The organism is Intrasporangium sp. (assembly GCF_030452765.1).
In the GTDB taxonomy this organism is placed as follows: Bacteria; Actinomycetota; Actinomycetes; order Actinomycetales; family Dermatophilaceae; genus Intrasporangium_A.
In genome coordinates this window covers 1-21,965 of sequence record NZ_JAKDLO010000059.1, presented here as the reverse complement: position 1 = coordinate 21,965, position 21,965 = coordinate 1, and the positions used below count along the sequence as shown (strand labels likewise).

Annotated in this window: 16 protein-coding genes and 1 pseudogene; 4 read left to right on the top strand and 13 right to left on the bottom strand. The window is 69.8% G+C overall.

Going from position 1 to position 21,965, the window contains the following annotated elements; translation table 11 throughout:
* The first annotated feature begins 164 nt into the window (after window positions 1–164).
* Window positions 165–995 carry a hypothetical protein gene (locus L0H79_RS09575; RefSeq protein ID WP_301484369.1) on the top strand — a complete coding sequence of 277 codons (831 nt, stop codon included), beginning with the start codon at window positions 165–167 and terminating at the stop codon, window positions 993–995.
* 16 nt (window positions 996–1,011) lie between these two features.
* Window positions 1,012–2,175, top strand: coding sequence for an aminotransferase class V-fold PLP-dependent enzyme (locus tag L0H79_RS09570; protein WP_301484370.1), 1,164 nt, complete (start codon window positions 1,012–1,014; stop codon window positions 2,173–2,175).
* Between the two features lie 192 nt (window positions 2,176–2,367).
* On the opposite strand, the gene L0H79_RS09565 is transcribed toward L0H79_RS09570, so the two are convergent.
* The 7 genes and pseudogenes from L0H79_RS09565 to L0H79_RS22220 all read right to left on the bottom strand — a co-directional run.
* Entirely contained in the window at window positions 2,368–5,427 is a 3,060-nt protein-coding gene (locus L0H79_RS09565) for a glycine--tRNA ligase (protein ID WP_301484368.1), read from the bottom strand.
* Window positions 5,428–5,545: 118 nt separating this feature from the next.
* Window positions 5,546–6,484 (bottom strand): hypothetical protein, encoded by a 939-nt coding sequence (locus tag L0H79_RS09560; protein ID WP_301484367.1) that lies wholly within the window; start codon window positions 6,482–6,484, stop codon window positions 5,546–5,548.
* Between the two features lie 231 nt (window positions 6,485–6,715).
* Window positions 6,716–8,821 carry an ABC transporter ATP-binding protein gene (locus tag L0H79_RS09555; RefSeq protein WP_301484366.1) on the bottom strand — a complete coding sequence of 702 codons (2,106 nt, stop codon included), beginning with the start codon at window positions 8,819–8,821 and terminating at the stop codon, window positions 6,716–6,718.
* Window positions 8,821–10,551, bottom strand: a complete 1,731-nt coding sequence (locus L0H79_RS09550; RefSeq protein WP_301484365.1) for an ABC transporter ATP-binding protein — start codon at window positions 10,549–10,551, stop codon at window positions 8,821–8,823. Before L0H79_RS09550 ends, L0H79_RS09555 begins: the two co-directional genes overlap by 1 nt.
* Window positions 10,551–11,333, bottom strand: coding sequence for a TetR/AcrR family transcriptional regulator (locus tag L0H79_RS09545; protein WP_301484364.1), 783 nt, complete (start codon window positions 11,331–11,333; stop codon window positions 10,551–10,553). The genes L0H79_RS09550 and L0H79_RS09545 overlap by 1 nt, the downstream gene beginning before the upstream one ends.
* Window positions 11,334–11,544: 211 nt before the next feature.
* A complete protein-coding gene (locus L0H79_RS09540; protein WP_301484363.1) occupies window positions 11,545–13,062 on the bottom strand; it encodes a class I SAM-dependent methyltransferase in 1,518 nt (505 codons plus the stop codon).
* A 209-nt stretch (window positions 13,063–13,271) separates the two neighbouring features.
* Window positions 13,272–13,610, bottom strand: a pseudogene (locus L0H79_RS22220) (STAS domain-containing protein); the annotation flags it as partial.
* Between the two features lie 117 nt (window positions 13,611–13,727).
* Here L0H79_RS22220 and L0H79_RS09530 point away from each other — a divergent pair.
* Window positions 13,728–16,061 (top strand): DEAD/DEAH box helicase, encoded by a 2,334-nt coding sequence (locus tag L0H79_RS09530; RefSeq protein ID WP_301484361.1) that lies wholly within the window; start codon window positions 13,728–13,730, stop codon window positions 16,059–16,061.
* 239 nt (window positions 16,062–16,300) lie between these two features.
* Window positions 16,301–17,344, top strand: a complete 1,044-nt coding sequence (locus L0H79_RS09525; RefSeq protein ID WP_301484360.1) for a YeiH family protein — start codon at window positions 16,301–16,303, stop codon at window positions 17,342–17,344.
* 194 nt (window positions 17,345–17,538) lie between these two features.
* Here L0H79_RS09525 and L0H79_RS09520 read toward each other — a convergent pair whose 3' ends face one another.
* From L0H79_RS09520 to L0H79_RS09495, 6 genes are all read right to left on the bottom strand, one after another.
* A complete protein-coding gene (locus L0H79_RS09520) occupies window positions 17,539–18,435 on the bottom strand; it encodes a LysR family transcriptional regulator (RefSeq protein ID WP_301484359.1) in 897 nt (298 codons plus the stop codon).
* 61 nt (window positions 18,436–18,496) lie between these two features.
* Entirely contained in the window at window positions 18,497–20,158 is a 1,662-nt protein-coding gene (gene mctP / locus L0H79_RS09515; protein WP_301484358.1) for a monocarboxylate uptake permease MctP, read from the bottom strand.
* Complete coding sequence (locus L0H79_RS09510) at window positions 20,155–20,469, bottom strand: DUF3311 domain-containing protein (protein WP_301484357.1); 315 nt, start codon at window positions 20,467–20,469, stop codon at window positions 20,155–20,157. Before L0H79_RS09510 ends, mctP begins: the two co-directional genes overlap by 4 nt.
* Before the next feature lie 258 nt (window positions 20,470–20,727).
* Window positions 20,728–21,135, bottom strand: coding sequence for an Rv3654c family TadE-like protein (locus tag L0H79_RS09505; protein ID WP_301484356.1), 408 nt, complete (start codon window positions 21,133–21,135; stop codon window positions 20,728–20,730).
* Window positions 21,132–21,479, bottom strand: coding sequence for a TadE family type IV pilus minor pilin (locus tag L0H79_RS09500; protein ID WP_301484355.1), 348 nt, complete (start codon window positions 21,477–21,479; stop codon window positions 21,132–21,134). Before L0H79_RS09500 ends, L0H79_RS09505 begins: the two co-directional genes overlap by 4 nt.
* Before the next feature lie 23 nt (window positions 21,480–21,502).
* A complete protein-coding gene (locus tag L0H79_RS09495) occupies window positions 21,503–21,718 on the bottom strand; it encodes a DUF4244 domain-containing protein (protein WP_301484354.1) in 216 nt (71 codons plus the stop codon).
* Window positions 21,719–21,965 lie beyond the last annotated feature (247 nt).

The window sequence follows — 21,965 nt, the reverse complement described above, 5'->3', positions numbered from 1 at the left end:
TCACCATACCGCTGAATCCACCCCCCGAGGCGTGGACGACGAGCCCCGGCACGGGTCAGGGAGGTGCGAGCACGGCAGACCACCCGAGCAGCATCGACGGCGCGAGCGGTATCGGCGGCGGGAGCACCGGCGAGACCGTCATCACGACGGGCAGCGGTGCCTGAATGGCCGAGGCACGACATGCCTCCTGGGAGCGATGGCTGAGCATCGGCGGCAGCATCGTCGCCCCGATCACGGCCATCAGCACCTTGCTGTTCTACTTCGGCTATGTCTCCACCCGGGCCCAGTACCTCTTCTTCGGCCTCGACGTCGACACGGTGGGCCTGACCACCCAGGACCTCGTCATGCGCAGCGGGCAGCCACTGCTCGTGCCGCTCATCGTCCTGCCGCTCGTGGCCGCCGTCGCTGTGGTCCTGGCCCACCGCCTGCGTCCTTGGCTGGTCTCGCACTCCGGCGCGGGCATGGTGGTAGGAGGCGTCCTGCTCGCTGTGGGTCTCGGGCTGATCTTCACCTATCCGCTGGTCGAGGGCTGGCCCTACTACCCGCTGGTGACCCCACTCGTGGTGGCAGCCGGCGGCACGGTGACGGCATACGTCATCGGCCTGCGCGGGGCACCCGTGGCGGCCCGAGTCGGTCTGTGGATCCTCGTAGCGGCCGGGGTGTTCTGGGCGAACGCGACGGTGGCCCAGTGGTCCGGAGCCGGTCTGGCACGCGAGCAGGCAGCCCATCTCGAGCGGTTGCCGCAAGTCGTCTTCGACACGAAGGAGCGCCTCTACCTCCCTTACGCCGGCAGCGTCGAGACGGCGCTGCCTCGCGCGGAGGGTCAGCAGTTCGCCTACCGCTACCGGGGGTGGCGGCTGCTCGTGCAGAAGGGCGATCGGATGTTCCTCGTGCTGTGCCGGCAGTCGGGCAGCACGTGCGCCCTGAACCCCGCCAGCCCCACCCTCCCAGTCGCCGTCGACGGCGACGTCCGCCTGCAGTTCTTCGCGCCATGACGGTGCTGATGTGCTGATGCCGGCCCTGGGCTCCACCGGGGACGTCATGCCGTTCCTGGCGCTGGCCGGCGACCCCGTCGTCGGGGCGACGGCGGCGACGTGGCAACCTCGTCCCATGACCTGGTCCGCGGCAGCAGAGTTCACAACAGAGGCGTGCTACCTCAACACGGCGTCGATCGGTCTGCCGCCTGCGGTGACGAGCCTTGCCGTGAGCGACGACATCAGGCTCTGGGCTGCCGGGCGACGTGAGCCGGCCGACTACGACCCCCTGGTCGAGCGCGCTCGCAGACGCTTTGCCGACTTCGTGCACGTCGACCCGTCCCTCGTTGCGCTCGGGCACCAGGCGTCGCCACTGGTCGGGCTGGTCGCAGCCGCCGTACCGGATGGCGGCGAGGTCGTCGTGGCCGAGGGTGAGTTCACCAGTGTGACGTTCCCGTTCGCGGCACACGCCGACCGTGGGGTTCAGGTCCGAGAGGTGCCGCTCGGCGAGGTCGCCGACGAGGTCGGTCCGTCGACCGCGTGGGTTGCCGTCGCGGCCGTCCAGTCCGCCGACGGGCGACTCGCCGACCTCGACGCGGTCGAGGCGGCGGCCCGACGTCATGGCGCACGTGTGCTCGTCGACCTCACCCAGTCCGCCGGGTGGCTCGACCTCGACGCGAGCCGTTTCGACGCCACGGTGACGAGTGGCTACAAGTGGCTCCTCGGGCCACGCGGCACAGCGTTCCTCACCGTCGCGCCCGATGTGGTCGACCTGCTCCGGCCACTTGCGGCGGGCTGGTTCGCCGGTGAGGACGTGTGGTCGAGCATCTACGGCCTGCCGCTGCGTCTCGCGGGCAACGCCCGACGGTTCGACGTGTCACCGGGATGGCCGGCCTGGGTCGGTGCCGAGAAGTCGCTCGAGTTCCTGGCCGGGATAGGCCCTCGTGCGTTGCAGGACCACGCGCTCGAGGTGTCACGCGCCTTCGCCGCTGCGGCCGGCCTGCCGGTATCCAGCTCGGCCATCCTCTCGCTCGAGGCCGTGCCGGACGCGGACGCGCAGGTCTCGGCCGTGTTGCAGCGCTACCACGTTGTCGCGGCACACCGGGCGGGGCGGCTGCGGGTCTCCTTCCACGTGCACAACACGGTGGATGAGGTGGCCCGCGTCGGGGCAGCGCTGGCAGGCCTGCTCATCGCCGGCTGACCCCGCGGGCTCTCAGGCGTCGAGCTGGTCGCCGAGCCCGGTGACGTCGCGGGCGTGCCCGGTGATGCACGCTCGATCGGGTTTTGTGCACGCTCGATCGGGTTTTGTGCACGCTCGATGAGGACTACTGCACTCTCGATGACGACTACTGCACTCTCGATGTGAGGGGGTGTGAGCGGGTCGGTCAGTCGATCAGTCTGCGAGCGCGGAGTGCAGGGCGCGCCAGTCGATCCCGCGCGGCGCCCGATCCACGATCGTCTGCAGCAGCCCCAGCCGGGCCGCCCGCAACTCCGGCTCCTGTGCCATGACGAGCACCTCGTCGAAGAACCGCTCCAGCACCGGCACCATCGGCCCGGCCGCCTCGGCCCACGCCGGCAGCCCGCCCCCGGCGAGGTCTGCCAGCGCAGCGACCTTCTCGTGCAGCGCGAGCTCCGCGTCCTCGCTCAGCGCCCCCGGGTCGTATGCCGCCGAGCTCCCTTCCGGGACAAGGCGGGTGATGCGTTGGGTGGCCTCTACGAGCCGCGGGAAACCGTCTCGGCCGCTGACCGCCTCGATGTCGTGCAGGGCTGCCTCGGCCTTGCCCGGCGCGTCGGCGAGCGGCTGCACCGCGGCGGCCAGGGATACCGGAACACCCTCGTCGTGGAGCTGCTGAGCGAAGCGGCCGGTCACGAACTCGGTTGCCGTGTCGATCGACTCGTCGGACACCTCGAGGCCCTGCTTCCGGAGCCGGTTCGCAGCGACCACCAGGCCACGCCGGACCGAGATGCCGGCCAGCGACGGTTGGGAGCGCAGGATGGCGATGACACCCAGCGCCGCGCGCCGCAGCGCGAAGGGGTCGGACGAGCCGGTCGGCTTGGCCCCGAGGGCGAACATCGCCATGAGCAGGTCGAACCGGTCGGCCAACGCGAGGAGAGCGCCGGGGCGGCTCGCGGGCAGGGCGTCGCCCGCCGAGCGGGGCAGCTCCATCTCGTAGAGCGCCGTGGCGACCTGCGGAGTCTCCCCCGCCCGGGATGCGTACTCGCGCGCCATCGTACCTGCGAGGCTGGACAGCTCGACGACCATCTGCGAGGCGAGGTCGAACTTCGCGAGCTCGCCCGCTCGCGTCAGGGTACGTGCCTCGGCCTCCTCGAGGGCGGCGCCTCCGGCCTCGGCCAAGGTTGCGGCGACGTCGCCGATCCGGTCGGCCCGGTCGGCCATCGAGCCGATCCGGTCCTCGAAGGTGAGCTTGGCGATACCGGCCCGCAGGTCGTCGACCGGCACCTTGAGGTCGGCGGCGAAGAAGAAGGCGGCATCCTCGTAGCGGGCCCGCAGGACGTTCTCGTTGCCGACCCGCACGAGGTCGTCGTCGCAGTCGCCGTTGGCCATGGTGACGAAGTGGGGCATGAGGGCCCCGTCAGCGGATCGTACTGGCAGATAACGCTGGTGCTTGCGCATGACCGTCGTGAGGATCTGCTCCGGCAGCTCGAGGTAGCGCTCCTCGAACGAGCCGCGAATCCCGTGTGGCGCCTCGACGAGGTTGGTGATCTCGTCGACGAGATCGGACTCCGCCTCGACGTCGACGACGCCACCGACCTGCGTGGCAAGCGCCTGCGCCTGCTCGACGACAGAGGCGCGACGCACCACCGGGTCCAGGACGATTCCCCTCTCCTCGAGCTTGGGCACGAGCACCGACGCGTTCTCGATCTCGACGAGAGGCCCGCGCGCACCGCGGTCGACGTAGGTCGTGCGACCCGATGCCAGCTCGGACACCTGCACCGGGACCACGGTCTCGCCCCAGAGGGCCACGACCCACCGGATCGGGCGGCTGTAGCTGAGGACCGGATCGCCCCAGCGCATGTTCTTGTCGGCCCGCAGGCTCGAGATCACCTCTGCGACAATGGAGCCGACGACCTCACGGACCTCGCGGCCCGACTGGTGCACCGCGACGGCCACGTGCTCGGCGCCGTCGAACTGGGCCCTGACCAGATCAGCCACCCCAACCTTCTGCCCGCGCGCGAATCCCTCGGCCGCCCTCGTCGGGTTGCCGTCTGCGTCGAACGCAGCAGTGACCTTGGGTCCCTTGCGGAGAGTCTCGGCGTCCGGCTCATGGCTCGCCACCTCAGGCACGAGCGCGAGGATTCGCCGGGGCGTCCCGACGACCGACACGTCTCCGTGCTCGAGCCGACTCGCGCCGAGGCCCCTGAGCAGGCCGGCGTGCACCTGCTCGATCGCCTGGTCGACGACGTGCGGTGGGAGCTCCTCGAGACCGATCTCGACGGCCAGCAACCGCGGGGCCGCGCCGGCGAGGTCGCCCAGCTCAGCGGCATACTCACCTGTGGCACCGCGCGACGGCGGCAGGATGGCTCGCCCCTGCATCGGCGCGAGCTCGTTTGCCAGCAGAGGGAACCCGAGCTCCTCACGACGCTCGACCCACAGCCGTGACACCTCGCGGGACAGACGGCGCATCGTGCCGAAGGCCTTGGCGCGTTCCGTCGTCGAGATCGCGCCGCGCGAGTCGAGGACGTTGAACGCGTGCGAGCTCTTCAGGACGTACGTGTGTGCCGGGACGGGCAGGCGTGTGTCGATCATCCGCTGTGCCTCGGCCGTGTACGACTCGAAGAGCACCTGGCTGGTGGGGACGTCGGCATCGTCGAGGTAGTAGCGCGACATCTCGTACTCGCTCTGCCCGAAGACCTCGCCGTAGCTGATGCCGGGCGAGTACTCCATGTCCTTGAAGTGGGTCTTGCCCTGCAGGGCCATCATGATCCGCTCCATGCCGTAGGTCAGCTCGACCGAGACGGGCTCGAGGTTCTGGCCGCCGACCTGCTGGAAGTAGGTGAACTGGGTGATCTCCATGCCGTCGAGCCAGACCTCCCAGCCCAGGCCCCAAGCGCCGATCGCGGGCTGCTGCCAGTTGTCCTCGACGAAGCGGACGTCGTGGGCGGTCAGGTCGATGCCGAGCGCCTCGAGCGACTCGAGGTAGAGCTCCTGCGGGTTGCCCGGGTCGGGCTTCAAGATCACCTGGAACTGGGTGTGCGTCTGCAGGCGGTTCGGGTTCTCACCGTAGCGGCTGTCGTCGGGGCGCACGCTCGGCTCGACGTAGGCGACCCGCCACGGTTCGGGGCCGAGCACGCGCAGGATGGTGGCCGGGTTCATCGTGCCGGCGCCGACCTCGGTGTTGTAGGGCTGCACGACCATGCAGCCCCGGTCGGTCCAGAACTTCTGGAGGGTGAGCAGGGCGTCCTGGAAGGTCAGCGTGGAGTTCTCGGGCACCCGCCAAGGCTACCGACCGGATGCCGCCGGGCCCCCGTCCGCCCATCGCGCGCCAAGCACAACCGGAGGTTACGGGCAGTAGGACACAACAAGTCAGGCGGGAGGCGCCTGGTCGTGCTCAGCCGACGTACGCGGACGGGACTTGTTGTGTTCTTCCGCCCGGGCCGAGCCAGATGTTGGCACCGATCGGCGGGGCAGCGCCCGGATCGACCGCCCGGGTGAGCACCCACCGGACCCAGGCCTGCTCGAACATCGCCTGCTCCCAGCTGAACCGGAAGACCCGCCAGCCGGCCAGGCCGAGCTCGGCGTAGCGCCAGCAGTCCGCAGTGAGCTGCCGGCGTTTCGTGTGGAACTCATGACTGTCCGCCTCGACGACGATGCGCCGAACTCGATCGACCAGGTCCGGGACGACGAACAGCCCGTCGGCGACCTGGATCCGCACCTGTGGCACAAGGTCGAGCCCGGGCACGTCGAGGCTGATCGCCCGCAGCACCGACTCGAACGGGTTGGCGGCACGGGGCGAGGCATGCCGAAGCACCCGCACCACCTGTGGCCGTCCCGGGCCGCTGACCTGCCTACTGGCGGCGGCCAGCTCGCGGGCTCGGACCGTGCCGGACCGCAGGGCCGAGTCGGCGATGGCCAGCGCCTCGTCGAAGGGCATCGCACGGGCACAGGCGAAGACGGTTGCCAGTGGGGCGGTGACACCGGCCTTCCGTTCTTGCCTGGTCAGGACTCCAGTCCGGAGCACGGCACCGGCCCTCGCCTCGGGAGTGAGCTTGCGGCCGCGCGGGACTGTGAGCTCGGGGATCTCGGGAGTCGTCTTGACCTTCCAGCCATGCTCGAGCGCAGCCGAGCGATGGGACGCGACGGCGGACAGCTCGTGCGCGAGGGCACGTGTGGTCTCGAGCTGAGGCGAGACATAGCGGTTGCGGCGCGGCCGGAGCACGGACCCGTCGCGCACGGCAGCCTCCAGCTGACGGTGGGTGATGGACCTCAGGAGCTCGGCACGGGTCGCGACGCCGCCGAGCCGCTCGAGTGTCTCCGGGACCGTCGTCATGCGCCGATCCTGCCCACTCCCCGTGCCGCACCACCCGGGTTTTCCACAGCCCGCGAACCGGGCCGCGCAGTTACCGGGCAGTACGACACAACAAGTCCGGGCCAGCCGGCCTGCTCGTGCACGAGCAGGCCAGGCGACCGGGACTTGTTGTGTTCTTCCGCCCGCCGACGGCAGGCCAGGCGACCGGGACCAGTCGTGTCCTTCCGCCCGCCGACGGCCGGGACGAACCGGTCAGGTCTGGGTGCGATCCTCCGGTGCGACGCCGTCGGGCTGCGGCGGCCCGGCACTCGTCCCGGCCATCGCCGGAGCCGCACCCGGCGGGCCCACGACCCCAGCCTCCTCGTCAACGTCAGCCGCGGCACCCGCGAACTGAGCGGCATACAGCCTGGCGTATGCGCCGTGGCGCTCGAGCAGCGCGGCGTGCGTGCCCTGCTCGACGATCCGGCCGTGCTCCATGACGAGAATGAGGTCGGCGTCGCGGATCGTCGACAGGCGGTGCGCGATGACGAAGCTCGTCCGGTCGGACCGCAGTGCTGCCATCGCGTGCTGGACGAGCAGCTCCGTGCGGGTGTCGACCGAGCTCGTCGCCTCGTCGAGGATGAGCAGTGCCGGGTCGGACAGGAACGCCCGGGCGATGGTCAGCAGCTGCTTCTCACCGGCGGAGATGTTCGAGCCCTCGTCGTCGAGCATCGTGTCGTAGCCGCCCGGCAGCGAGTGGACGAAGCGGTCGACATACGTCGCCTTGGCCGCGGCGATGATCTCGTCCTCCGTGGCACCCGGCCGGCCATAGGCGATGTTCTCCCGGATGGTGCCGGCGAAGAGCCAGGTGTCCTGCAGCACCATCCCGATCCGGGAGCGCAGCCCGTGCCGGGTCAGGTCGCGAATGTCCACGCCGTCCAAGGTGATCCGGCCGCCGTCGAGCTCGTAGAACCGCATGATGAGGTTGACCAGCGTCGTCTTGCCGGCACCGGTGGGGCCGACGATCGCGACGGTCTGGCCGGGGTGGACCGACAGGTCGAGGTCGCGGATCAGCTCGGTGTCGGGGTTGTAGGAGAAGTCGACGTCCTCGAACGCCACAGCTCCGCGCGGGTCCTCGATCACGGCCGGCGAGCTCGACTCGGGCTCCTGCTCGGGGGCGTCGAGAACCTCGAAGACCCGCTCGGCCGAGGCGACACCCGACTGCAGGACGTTCGCCATGGATGCGACCTGGGTCACCGGCTGGGTGAACTGGCGGGTGTACTGGATGAACGCCTGGACATCGCCGAGGCTGATCGAGCCACTGGCCACCTTGAGCCCGCCGACCACCGCGACGACGACGTAGTTGAGGTTCCCGACGAACATCATCACCGGCATGATCAGGCCACTGATGAACTGGGCGCCGAAGCTTGCCTTGAACAGCTCCTCGTTCTTCGCGTCGAACGCCGCGCGGACCTCCCGCTGGCGGCCGAAGACCTTGACGAGGCCGTGCCCGGTGAAGGACTCCTCGACGAGGCTGTTGACCTCGCCGGTGTTGCGCCACTGCTGGACGAACAGCTTCTGGCTCCGCTTGGCGATCAGCGCGGTCACGACGACCGAGATCGGGATCGAGACGAGGGCGATGAGCGCGAGCAGCCACGAGATCCAGAACATCATGGCGAGGACCGCGAGCACGGTGAAGAGCGAGTTGAGCAGCTGGGTCAGCGACTGCTGCAGCGACTGCGAGATGTTGTCGATGTCGTTGGTCACCCGCGAGAGCAGCTCACCGCGTGGCTGCTTGTCGAAGTAGGGCAGCGGCAGCCGGTTGATCTTCGTCTCGACGGACTCGCGCAGGCGGTACATGGTCCGCTGCAGGACGGACTGGAGGATCCACCCGCTGGCGAACATGATGAGCGAGGCGACGACATACAGGACGATGACGAGCAGCAGGACGCGCCCGACCGCCTCGAAGTCGATGCCCACACCGGGGGTGAAGTCGATGCTGCCGAGCATGTCGGCCTGGGTCGTGTCGCCCCTGGCCTGCAGGCCCGCGATGACCTGCTCCTTGGTCGCGCCCGGTGCCATCCTGCCGAACATCTGCCCGAAGAAGCCGGCGAAGATCAGGTCGGTCGCGTGGCCGAGGATCTTCGGCCCGACCGAGGCCAGGATGACCGAGACGATCGTCAGCGCGACGATGACGGTCACGAGCACGCGATCGGGGCGCAGCAGCCCGATCAGGCGCTTGGCGGACGGCCAGAAGTCGAGTGCCTTCTCGGCGGGCTGGCCCATCGTCATGTGCGGGGGGCCGCCACGACGCCCGCCCGCCGGTCCGCGCCGTGCCTCGGCTGCCTTCTCCTCGGCGGTCTTGACTCCCTCGGCCATCAGGCCACCTCCTCCGCTGCTCGCTGGGACTCGACGATCTCCTGGTACGTGCCACAGGTGTCGAGGAGCTCGTCGTGGGTGCCCTGGCCGACGACACGGCCGTCGTCGAGGACGACGATGCGGTCGGCGTCGATGATCGTCGAGACCCGCTGGGCGACCACGATGACGGTGGCGTATGCCGTTCTCGGCCGGAGCGCAGACCGCAGCCTCGCGTCCGTGGCGGTGTCGAGAGCGGAGAACGAGTCGTCGAAGAGGTAGATGTCCGCCCCCTTGACGACGGCACGGGCGATCGCGAGACGTTGCCGCTGCCCCCCGGAGACGTTGGTCCCGCCCTGGGCGATCGGGGCGTCGAGGCCGCCCATCTCTGTGACGAAGTCCTTGGCCTGGGCGACCCGCAGCGCCTCCCAGAGCTCCTCGTCGGAGGCGTCGGGATTGCCGTAGCGCAGGTTGGTCGCGACGGTGCCGGTGAACAGGTACGCCTTCTGGGGGATCAGGCCGATCCGGCTCCAGACGTCGTCGAGGGATGCCTCGCGCACGTCGATCCCGGCGATCCGGACTGCGCCACCGGTGATGTCGAAGAGGCGCGGGACGAGATTGAGCAGCGTCGTCTTGCCGGCTCCGGTCGAGCCGATGACCGCAGTCGTCTGCCCGGGCGCGGCCGAGAACGACAGGCCGTGCAGGACGGAGTACTCCGCCCCGGGATAGTGGAAGTCGACGCCGTCGAACTCGACCGAGGCGGGCCCCTCGGGCAGCAACACCGGACGTTCCGGCTCTACGACGCTGGTGCGCGTGCCGAGCACCTCGCCGATGCGGCCCGCGGAGACCGCCGCGCGCGGGATCAACGTCGACATGAAGGTCGCCATCATGACCGCCATGAGGATCTGGATCAGGTAGGACAGGAAGGCGACCATCTGACCGATCTGCATGTCGCCGCTGGCGATGCGGTGCCCGCCGAACCACATCACGGCCACCGACGACATGTTGAAGATCAGCATGACGATGGGGAAGATGAAGGCCATCAGCCGGCCGACGTTGAGGGCCGCGGTCGTCAGTTCGCCGTTCGAGACGGCGAAGCGCTCCTCCTCGTGCCGCTCCCGGACGAAGGCCCGCACGACGCGGATACCCGTGATCTGCTCACGCAGCACGCGGTTGACGCTGTCGAGCGAGGTCTGCATGCGGCGGAACTCCGGAACCATCCTGCTGATGATGAAGCCGACGACGAGGCCGAGGAGGGGGACGGCGACGGCGACGAGCCACGAGAGCCCGACGTCCTCGCGCAGCGCCATGAAGATGCCGCCGACCATCATGATCGGCGTCATGACGAGCATCGTCAGCCCCATGAAGGTGACCATCTGGACCTGAGTCACGTCGTTGGTGTTGCGGGAGATGAGCGTCGGCGGGCCGAACTTCGTGACCTCCTGGGCAGAGAAGTCGCCGACGGTGTGGAAGAGCGCCGACCGGACGTCACGGCCCAGGCCCATCGCCGTACGCGCCGCGAGATAGGTGGCGCCGGCCGAGGCGAGGATCTGCACGCAGCTGACGGCGAGCATGACCCCGCCGGTGCGCATGATGTATCCGGTGTCGCCCTTGGCCACGCCGTCGTCGATGATCTGCCCGTTCAGGCTGGGCAGGTAGAGCGCAGCCATCGTGCCGATGAGCTGGAGCAGAACGATGAGCCACAGCTCGCCCTTGTAGGGCCGCAGGTAGCGGCGCAGCAGTCGCAGAAGCATCAGCTGCCCTTTCGGTTCGTGGCGTGGAGATGGACTTCGGCGACGTCTTGGGGGGTGCGATGGGCGATGAGGTCTGTGACGACGCTAGAGGCTCCCGGTAGGTGAGCGTCAACCAGTTTTCGCGGTATGTCGCTGTCGGCGGCCTCCGCGCGAACCCGCACTCCGTCGAGCACGGTGGAGACGATCTCCTCGGGGGTGAGCAGGCGCCCGTCGGCGATGCCGGGGTGGCTGGCCGAGAAGGTCAGCAGCCGGATCCGATGGATCACGTCGGCCGGCTCGACGGTCAGCTCGTCGCGCATGTCGTCGATGAGCTTGTGGATGGAGTCGAGCAGCGGCTGGTGAACCGGGCGCCGGGTGCACGACCCGGCGGTGCCGGCGCGATGGTGCCCCGCGACATAGCACGCGTCGTGCCCGTTGTCCGGGTCCGGCGGCTGGGTCAGGCCGAGCGCAGCCATGAGTCCGAACACGTCGGTGAACCGCTGCTGCATGAGCCTGGTGAACTCGACGAGGCGCTCGCGGGGGGTGAGATCGGGGTCGATCGCGGCGATGCGGCGGCGGACCGGGCCAGGGCAGAAGGCCGCCTCGACAGCTTCCGCCTCGAGATCCTCCTTCGTCCCGAAGGCGCGATAGATGGTTCCTTCGGCGACGCCGGCCTCATGGGCGATCTCGCTCGTCGTCGGCCGTCGCCCATACCTGCGGGCGAGCCGGACGTAGACGTCGGCCAGCGCCTCTCGCCGCTCGTCCGGGGCCATCGGCGCGGCCCGACCCTGCTTTGCTGCCATACCTTTCAGCATGAATGAGTGAGCACTCACTCACAACCCTGCAGGTCAGGCCTCGTTTTCCGCTGAACCGGAGTGAGTGTCTACTCACTCGGGGTTCGCGCTTGACTCCACCTCGGCTAGTTCCCGACAGCTGCACTCTGGATCACGACTACTGCACGCTGGATCACGACTACTGCACGCTCGATCAGCAGTACTGCACGCTCGATCGGGGTCAGCGCACGAGCAACCCGTCGGCCACCAGGTCACGGATCTGCGGCACCAGCTCGGCCCGCACCTCAGCCTCCGACACCCCAAGCACCGACGCCATGGCATCGAGCGCCACCCCGGCCCGCAGCGACCCGTCGGCCACCCCCAGGTAGCCGGCCAGCCACGTGCCAGCCTGCACGACCCGGCGCAGCCCGCCGCCCTGCCGCACGAGGATGACCGCCGGGTCCTCGGCCCCGGGCCGGCCGTACCGCTCTTCCGTCACATCGGGTGCACAGGACCACGCCACCGACAGCAGGTCGTCGTCGGGGTGCTCCGCGAGCCAGGTCCGCGCCCGCAGCCCGGCGTCGATCGTCGGCCCCATCGGCTCGGCGACGGGACCGGGCACCTCGTCGAGCGACACCCACGGCTCCCGATCCAGCCCCGGCCGCTGCAAGGTGACGAACCCGTAGCCGACCGACTCGACACCGCGCGAGGCGAAGTCGCGCAGCCAGGCGGCATACATCCGGTCGTGCGCCGGTGTCCCGGGCACCGTCCCTCCGTCGCGCGCCCACAGCTCCGCGTACTCGGCCGGGTCCTGCACCTCGCGCTGGACGACCCACGCGTCGAGGCCGACACCGGCCAGCCACTCGGACCATACGTCGCGCCAGGTCCGCCCGACCGGCACCTCCCAGTTGCCGAGGAACTGCGCCACCCCGCCCGGCTCGAGCACCTCTCCGACCGATCGGACGAGCGAGCGCACGAGCGTGTCACCGGCGCGTCCACCGTCGCGGTATATGTAGTACGGCACGTCCCCGTCGCGCGGCGTGATGACGAACGGCGGGTTGCTCACGACGAGGTCGAAGCGCTCCCCCACCACCGGGTCGAGCAGGTCGCCGTGCCGCAGGTCGAGCCGAACCCCGGCCAGCTCGGCGTTGAACGACGCGAACGCCAGCGCCCGCTCCGAGACGTCGGTCCCCACGATCGACTCGCAGTGCGCAGCAAGGTGCAGAGCCTGCACCCCGCAGCCGACGCCGAGGTCGAGCACGCGTCGCACGGGCCGACGGATCGTCCACGACGCCAAGGTCGTCGACGCACCGCTGATGCCGAGCACGTGGTCCGGGGTCAGTGGTTCGCTTGTCACGGCCTTGCCGAGGTCGGAGGCGACCCACCAGTCGTGAGTGTCGTCGGCATAGGGGCGCAGGTCGCAGCACGCCTGCACGACCTCCTCCTGCTCGCGCTCGGCGTGCAGCACCCGGACGAGGCCCAGCTCGATGGCACCGGCCACGCCGAGGCTGGGCAGCGCTGCGTCGAGTGCGGCTGCCGGCACCGGTCGTCCCAGCGTGAAGAGACGGAGCAGGATGCCGCTCACATCGGTCGCATCGTCCGTGACGACGAGAGCGGGCAACGATTGTTCGCGCCGCAGGGCCGCGGCGGCGAGGGTGCCGAGCCGGGCTGCCACACCGTCGACGGTCAGCCCTGCGACGAGCAGGTCTGCGCGCAGGCGCCCGGCCAGCACCGGGTCGGTGGCCGGCGGAGCGGTCACGTGCCGCGGTCGCCTGGCCCCGCGGAGGTCGCGGCCCGTTCCGCGCCCGTGCCGCCGGCGTGCGGACCGTTCCCGCTCGCACCGTCACCACCTGCGGTGTCGGCGTTCTCAACGGCGTCACCGGTCGAGGCCAACCCGAAGACGACATCGACGGATCCTGTCGCGAGCCCGCCAGCGACAGGACTCGGGTCGTCCGGCTCCGCCTCGGCCTCGGCCGCTGCGACGGCCTCGGCCAGGGTGGGATAGATCTCGAAGACCTTGTCGAGGCCGGTGATCGCGAAGACCTTGAGCACGCGTGTGTCCGTGCCGACGATCCGGAAGGAGCCGCCGAGGCTGCGGGTCAGCTTGAGCCGTCCGACGAGCACGCCGAGCCCCGTCGAGTCGAGGAAGCGCACCCCCGTCATGTCGACGATGAGGTTGACCCGTCCCGCGTGGACTGCCTCGTCGAGCCGCTCACGCACGAACGGCGCGGTGTACACGTCGATCTCACCGCCGAGCGTCATGACGGTGCGCTCGCCTCGGTCGGCGCGGTTGATCGAGAGGTCCACCAATGTCCTTCCGTGTCCTTTGCGACGGGCCCGACCCGTCACAGACATGGCCAAGCGGGCGGCCCACGCGGCCCCCACCCGTTCGCAACCGTACCCCGCGACATACCGTAGCTCCACATGAATGCGCAGGATCGGCACGAGAGTCGCGGCCTCGCGGTGCGGGCGCCGGTCGATCCCGCGGCGCTACTGTCCCTGCTCGCCGGTGACGAGCCGGCCCGGTTGCTGCACGTCCACCAGGTCGCGGCCCGCCGACCGCGGCCCGCCGACTGGCCCGAGTGGACCGACCCGACGCTGCTCGCGGCCCTGCTCGGGCAGGGCATCGGACGGCCCTGGTCCCACCAGGTCGCCGTCGCGGAGGCGGCCCATCGCGGCGAGCACGTCGTCGTCTCGACGGGCACGGCATCGGGCAAGTCGCTGGCGTTCCATCTGCCCGTCCTGACCGACCTGGTCGCCGGCACGAGCGCCCCGAACGGTCGTGGAGCGACCGCCCTCTACCTGTCCCCGACCAAGGCGCTCGCGGCTGACCAGCTCGCCCGGCTCGACGCGCTCGCACTGCCCGGCGCGCGCCCGGCGACCTACGACGGCGACACCCCGACCGACGAACGGCGCTGGGTCCGCGACCACGCCACCCTCGTGCTGACCAACCCCGACCTCGTGCACCACTCACTGCTGCCGGGACACGACCGGTGGGCCTCCTTCCTGCGCGCCCTGCGCTACGTCGTCGTCGACGAGTGCCACGTCTATCGCGGCGTCTTCGGCGCGCACCTCGCTGCCGTCCTGCGCCGGCTGCGCCGGGTCGCCGCGCGCTACCGCGCAGAGCCGACGTTCGTCTTCGCCTCTGCCACCGTGGCCGATCCGCAGGAGCACGCCGCCAGGCTCCTCGGTATGCCGCTCACCGCGGTCACCGAGGACGGCTCTCCTCGCGGGGCGATGACCTTCGCCCTCTGGGAACCCCCGATCGTGCTGGGCGCGGACGGAGCGCCGAGGCGCGTCAGCACCCTGACCGAGACCGGTTCCCTGCTGGCCCAGTGCGCGGCAGCGGACGTGCAGACAGTCGCCTTCGCCAGGTCCCGCGCCGCGGTCGAGGTCGTCGCGCGGATCGCCCGAGAGCGAGTGAGCGGGTCGCTGGAAGGGCGGATAGCGGCATACCGTGGCGGCTATCTTCCCGAGGAGCGACGGCAGCTGGAGAGCGCCTTGCGATCGAGAGAGCTGATCGGGCTCGCCGCGACGAACGCGCTCGAGCTGGGCGTCGACGTCAGCGGGCTCGGCGCGGTCCTGCTCGCCGGCTGGCCGGGAACTCTGGCATCCCTGTGGCAGCAGGCAGGCCGGGCCGGCCGGGCCGGGGAGGAGAGCCTCGCTGTGCTCGTCGCGGAGGACGACCCGCTCGACACGTACGTGGTCCACCACCCGGAGGCGATCTTCGGGCGCGGGGTCGAGGCAGCCGTCGTCGACCCGGACAACCCGTACGTGCTCGGGCCGCACCTCGCCGCTGCGGCGGCCGAGCTGCCGATCACGGCGGCGGACGAGGTGTACTTCGGCGCCGGGATGGGGGCGGTCCTCGACCGGCTCGTCGCCGGCGGGGTTCTGAAGCAGCGGCCGCGCGGTTGGTACTGGGCGCGGCAGGACCGGCCCACCGACCACCTCTCGTTGCGTGGCGCCGGCGAGCCGGTCCGGGTGGTCGAGTCCCGGACGGGTCGGGTCGTCGGCACGGTCGACGAGGCTGCCTCGCACGCCCAGATCCACACCGGAGCGGTCCACCTGCACCAAGGGCAGACCTGGGTGGTGACCGAGCTCGACCTCGACGACCACGCCGCGTTCGTCGTGCGAGGCGACCCGGGTTGGACGACCCAAGCACGGTCGGTGAGCGACTTCGAGATCGTCGATCCGCTGGAGCAGCGCGACTGGGGACCGCTGCGGTGCTCGTTCGGACGGGTGCGAGTGCGCACGCAGGTGACGTCGTTCCTCCGGCGCCTGCCGAGCGGCGAGATCCTCGGCGAGCATCCGCTCGACCTGCCGCCGAGAACCCTCGACACCAAAGGGGTCTGGTGGACGATTCCGGTGGCGGTGCTGGAGGATGCCGGCATCGACGAGGTGTGCATCCCGGGTGCCGCGCACGCGGCCGAGCACGCCTGCATCGGCATGCTGCCGCTGTTCGCGACCGCGGACCGCTGGGACATCGGCGGCGTCTCGACGGACCTGCACCCGGATACCGGGCTGCCGACGATCATGGTCTACGACGGGCATCCCGGTGGGGCCGGGTTCGCCGAGCGCGGCTACCGGCGGGCGCCCGAATGGCTCGAGGCGACCCGGGAGGCAATCGCGTCGTGCGAATGTGAGCAGGGCTGCCCGTCGTGCATCCAGTCGCCGAAGTGCGGCAACGGCAACGAGCCACTCGACAAGCGGCTCGCGGTCGTGCTGCTCGATCTGACGCTGCGCCACGCCGCCACCTGATCGAGAGTGCACTCCTCCACATCGAGAGTGCACTCCTCCACATCGAGAGTGCACTTCTCCCGATCGAGAGTGCACTTCTCCCGCTCGAGAGTGCACACCGCCACATCGAGAGTGCACTTCTCCCGATCGAGAGTGCACTTCTCCTGCTCGAGAGTGCAGATCCGCCATATCAACCTGATATGTCGACATACCTGATCGTGGTCTGGCGGCCCCGCCGTCCGTGCGAAAACCTCGAAGACGTGTCCATCCTCACCGCCTCGGAAACCCCGTCCACGCGTACGAACGGGGTCGCCCAGGCTGCCCGACTCGGCCCCGGCGTCGTCGTCGCCGCTGGGGGCGCCGGCATCGGCCTCCTCGCTGCTCACCTGACGGACGTGAGCTCGATGCTCGTCGCCATCGTCATCGGCGCCGTGCTCGCCAACTCCGGCGTGTTGCCCGAGTCCACCGCGCCGGGCCTGGCCGTCGTCGGGAAGCGCGTGCTGCGGGTCGGGGTGGCACTGCTCGGCCTCCAACTCGTGCTCGGCGACATCGTCGCGCTCGGGGCGGGGATGATCGGGGTCATCGTCTCCGTCGTCAGCGTCGGGATCCTCTCGACCCTGTTCATCGGGCGATGGCTCGGGATCGGGCTCACGCAACGGCTGCTCATCGCCTGCGGCTTCTCGATCTGCGGGGCGGCAGCAGTGGCCGCGGCGGACGGCGTCATCGAGGCGGACGAGTCGGAGGCGGCGAGCGCCATCGGACTGGTGGTGCTCTTCGGGACGATGATGATCCCCGTCATCCCCCTCGCGGGCCAGCTCGTCGGGATGCCCGACCACGAGATCGGGCTCTGGGCGGGTGCCTCGATCCACGAGGTCGCGCAGGTCGTCGCCGCCGGAGGCACGATCGGCGGGGCCGCGCTGTCCGCCGCAGTCCTCGTCAAGCTCGGCCGAGTGCTCATGCTGGCTCCGGTGCTCGCCGTGGTCTCCTTGTGGATGCGCCGCCGCACCGGCCTCGGCGCGACCTCGGCGCAGGCGTCACGCCCGCCGGTCGTGCCGCTCTTCGTGACGGCGTTCCTCGCCCTGGCGCTGCTCCGCTCGACGGGCGTCGTACCCGAGAGCATCGTGGGCGGTGTCCACCTGGCTCAGTCCGTCGCACTCACGATGGCGATGTTCTCACTCGGGTGTGGTGTGCGTGTCGCGGCGCTGCGTCGCGGCGGGGCGAAGCCGTTGGTCCTCGCGGCCCTGTCGACCGTCGTCGTCGCGTCGACCGCGCTCGCAGGCATCACCCTGCTCGCGACGCCCTGATCCCGGGGGTGTTCGACTCGGGCTGTGCCTGCCACCCCACGGCCTCTCCCAGATCCCCGCATCCGGGAGCAGGTCGCCTGGCTGTCTGGCTGCGTGGCCGCCACCACAAGGCAGCCGCCCTGGCCCGGGCAACGGCGGGACTGGCCTGTGGCTGCCGGCTCCCACCTGCGGCGGGCAGGGGACACCGGCAGCGTTCAGCGCGGCGCGGCTGCGCGTGCAGCCGCGAGGAAGTCCCCGGCGGGTCGGGTGAGGTCGCCGCGCCAGACCCCGCGAAGTCGACGGCCCAACCGCATCCCGTCGACCGGGACTGCGACGAGCTCGCCTGACTCCAGCGCCTGGGCCACGGCGAGTCTGCTGAGGACTGCTGGTGCCGAGCCACTGGCGGCCATGACCTTGACCGCAGCGTTGCTGCCCAGCTCGACGGCTGGTTCGACCATCGAGTGAGCCGACAGCTGGTGCTCGAGGCTGACCCGGGTGCCCGACCCGGGCTCGCGCACGACAAGGGGGGTCGCGGCGAGCTCAGCGGCAGTGAGAGGACGACGCCGTCTGGTCCACGGGTGGCCGGGAGCAACGACGACGAGCAGCTCGTCCTGCCCGACCACCGTCCAACGCAGCCCCCTCGGCACGGCGGGAGACTCGACGAAGCCGAGGTCACACTCGTCACGATCGATCCCCTCGAAGACCTGCTGCGAGTTGCAGACGCTCAGGTTGACTCGAACGTGCGCCTGCCGGGCACGGAAGTCGGACAGCCACCGTGGCACAAGGTGCTCGGCGACCGTCATGCTCGCGGCGATGGCGAGGTTCTCGGTGCTCTCGGACGCGAGCGCCTTCGCACCTGTGACGAGACGCGCCGACGCCTCGACGACCTCACGGGCCCAGTGGACGACAACCGCGCCCTGCGGAGTCAGTCTGGAGCCGGTCGGTCCCCTGACTACCAGCTCGAGGCCGAGCTGGCGCTCAAGTCTCCGCAGCGCCCGGCTCGCGTTGGGCTGGGCGATCTCCAGGGACCGGGATGCGGCCCCGAGGCTCCCGTGGTCGGCGATCGCCACGAGCAACCGAAGCTGCTCGAGATCGGGCCGCGGTTCGCTCATACCGCAACAATATGGGTGGTCGCTGCCGGGCCCCCCCGGAGTGGCTGGACTGCTGCGTCGGTCAGTCGGTCAGTTCCGGGATGTCGTGCACCTTCGGGTCGCCGGCATCTGCGAAGTAGTCGCTCTTCGTCGTGGCATCACGACCGTCCGGCACCTTGGTGGCACGGAAGATCAGCGTCAGCACGACGGCGACCAGAGTGTTGATGACGAACGCGGTGAGCGCGATGTAGCCCATCTGTCCGATGCCCTCGATATTGGCGATCGAGCTGCCGAAATGCTCACCGGCCGGGGTGACGTTGTTGTAGGCCTTGACGGTGCCGTAGACCATGCCGACAGCCCACCCCCCGAGCAGCGCCCAGCGGTGGAACCAGCGAGTGTAGAGGCTGTAGACGATCGCCGGGAACGTCTGCAGGATCCAGATGCCGCCGAGCAGCTGGAAGTTCAGCGCGTTCTGTGCCGGCAAGGTGAGCACGAACACCACAGCGAACAGCTTGACCACCAGGGAGACCAGCTTGCTGACCTTGGCCTCTTCCGCGGGTGACGCGTCCGGGCGGAACCACTCCCGGTAGATGTTGCGGGTGAACGTGTTCGAGGCGGCGATCGACATGATCGCGGCCGGTACGAGCGCGCCGATCGCGATGGCGGCGAACCCCACCCCCGCGAACCAGGACGGGAACATGTCCTCGAACAGCTGTGGCACAACCAGCTGCGGGTTCGCCTCGCCGTTCAGCGCGATGGGCTGGGTGCCGGCCGCGATGGCGACCCAGCCGAGCAGGGCGAGGAAGCCGAGCAGGAGGCTGTAAGCCGGCAGGATGGAGGCGTTGCGCCGGATAGTGTTGCGCGATTTGGACGACAGCGTGGCCGTGATCGAGTGGGGGTACATGAACAGTGCCAACGCCGACCCGAGCGCCAGGGTCCCGTATGCCCAGAACTGTGCCGGGGCCGGGATGAAGGCGCCGGGAGGCTTGCCAGTGGCAGGGTTCGGCGTCGTCATCTTGTCTTGGGCCGCATCGAAGATGTGGTCCCAACCGCCGACCTTGGCCGGCAGGTAGATGACAGCGACGATGATGACCAGGTAGATCAGCGTGTCCTTGACGAACGCGATGACCGCCGGCGCACGCAGCCCGCTCGAGTAGGTGAAGGCGGCCAGCACGGCGAAGGCGATGAAGAGTGGTAGGTCCCTTGCGATCGCGTTGCTGCCACCGACACCGGCAACCTCCAGCACCGCCTGGATGCCGACGAGCTGCAACGCGATATAGGGAAGGATCGCCAGGATGCCGGTGACCGACACCGCGAGGGAGAGCCCGCGTGAGCCATACCGTCCCTCGACGAAGTCAGCCGGGGTGACGTACCCGTGCCGGTGGCTGACGGACCACAGCCGCGACATGAACACGAAGATGATCGGGTAGAGCACGACGGTGTAGGGGACAGCGAAGAACCCGCTGACCGACCCGAGCGCGAACATCGCCGCCGGCACAGCCACGAACGTGTAGGCCGTGTACAGGTCACCGCCCAGGAGGAACCACGTGATCCACGTCCCGAACGTTCGGCCACCCAGGCCCCACTCGTCGAGCGAGTCCAACCCCGCCTCGCTCTTGCGCCACCGGGTGGCCCAGAAGCCCATCCCGGCAACGATCAGGAAAAGGATGATCAGCACGGTCAGGGCGACTCCGTTGATCCCTGTATGGTCCGCCGGCAGGCTCGCGGCTGCAAGTGTGTTCACTGGTCCGAGCCTTCCGTGCTCGTGCCGTGGCGACCTGGGCGATCCGGTGCGTCGCCGTCGCCCGTCATCGGGCGGTGCGGACGGGCCCTGAGGACGAGCCGGTACGCCGTGTAGGTGAAGCCGGCGGTCAGGATGACCCACATCATCTGGTACCAGAAGAAGAAGGGGACCGGGCCAAGTCGAGGATCCTCCCTGGCGTACGAGCCGACCCACATCAGGGCGGCGACAGGGATCGCCACACAGATCCCCGCAGCGACAAGCAACGGTGTCTTGGCCGGCGGGGCGCCGTTGCGATCGGTCTGCGGTGCCATGAAGAACCTCCTGACACGTCACGCCAGAACCTGCCCGTCTGCCAACCCTCGGGTAGCTCGTTGGAACCGGGTCCAGGTAACGGCTCTGACAGCGAATGCGATGTTGTGCAGTTGTTCGAGCACCGTCACCAGAACCAGTGCCGAACCGCTGGACGGTCCGGCAAGATCTTGGGACGTGGCCACAGCGCTAGCCTTCTTACACCCGGAGGCTGGGAGTCCGCTGGGAGCCGACTCCTCGGCTGTTGACCGGGCAGGTGGTCAGGACCCGTCGGGGCCTGCCCGGGCTCGAGCCACCGCAGGCGAAGGCCATCGAGATGCGCGGACCTCGACAGTGATCGTGACGGCGTGCCCATCGGTCCGGCAGGCGGTCACCCGGCCGCCGTTGCCCGCAGCGATGCCGGCTGCGCGCGTGCAGGCTGACCCCGGATCGTTCGTCTCCCGCAGGGACATTGCCGCCGCGATCGCCGCCAGGTCGGCGGCCAGGCGCGCTCGGTGGCTGGCCGTCACGACGCTGGCGACGGTCAAGGCTCCCGCGGTCATCACGAGCAGCGCCGCGATGGCGCCGACCACGAGGACGGTCGCTGAACCACGATCCCGGGACCGCGGCACCACGCCGCCGCCCCCAGCCACGACGGGCTCCGCGCCCGGTTCACCGACGGCCCTCACGGCCCGCCCACCTCCACGGCGCCGCCCACCTCCACGGGACCGGTCGCCACCGCACGCAGATGCCAACCGGGCACGAACCCGCCCATCCCGCCGGCCCGAACGGTCACGACGACACGGACTTCAGACCCGCCTCGGTCAACCTCGATGTGAGCACCATGCGGGGCCGCGCGCACGCCAAGCATCCTCGACTCGCCAACGGGGTCTCCCCGAGCCGCGGACCGGGCCGCCGTTCGGGCAGCGTCGACACAGCGGATCTGGTCGATCCCGGCACCTATCCCCGCGGCGCAGAACGCCAGAACAAGAACGACGACAGGGATGGCAACGGCGAGTTCCGCCGTCACCATCCCGCTGTCGCGCCGACCCTGCATCAGCCCGCGAGGCCAAGGGCGTTCTGCACGATGCCAGCCAGCGCTGAGCGGACCGAATCGGACCGGACGACGCCAAGGAGGACGAGCGCAAACGTGCAGGCCGCCATGATCCCGACGGCGTACTCAGCTGTGGTCATCCCACGGTCTCGACCGAGGGCGGCGAGACGACGCCTGGTTCCAGCGGTGACGTGGCGGATCCTCATGAGACGCTGCATGACTGGGCTCCTTCGACACGGGCGAGTCCATCTCGCCTCACCTCGATTCGACCGTCGTTCGAAGTCGGATGGAACCGACCTCTTCGCATCTGTGCACAGCGCAGGGCTGGTGCGTGTGGCTGTGGAGTGTCGATGATCAGCGATTCATGTGACACCTACTGGGGGTACGGCCCGAGGTGCCCCATCACGCCAGTGCACTCTCGATCACGACTGGTGCACTCTCGATCACGAGAGGTGCACTCTCGAT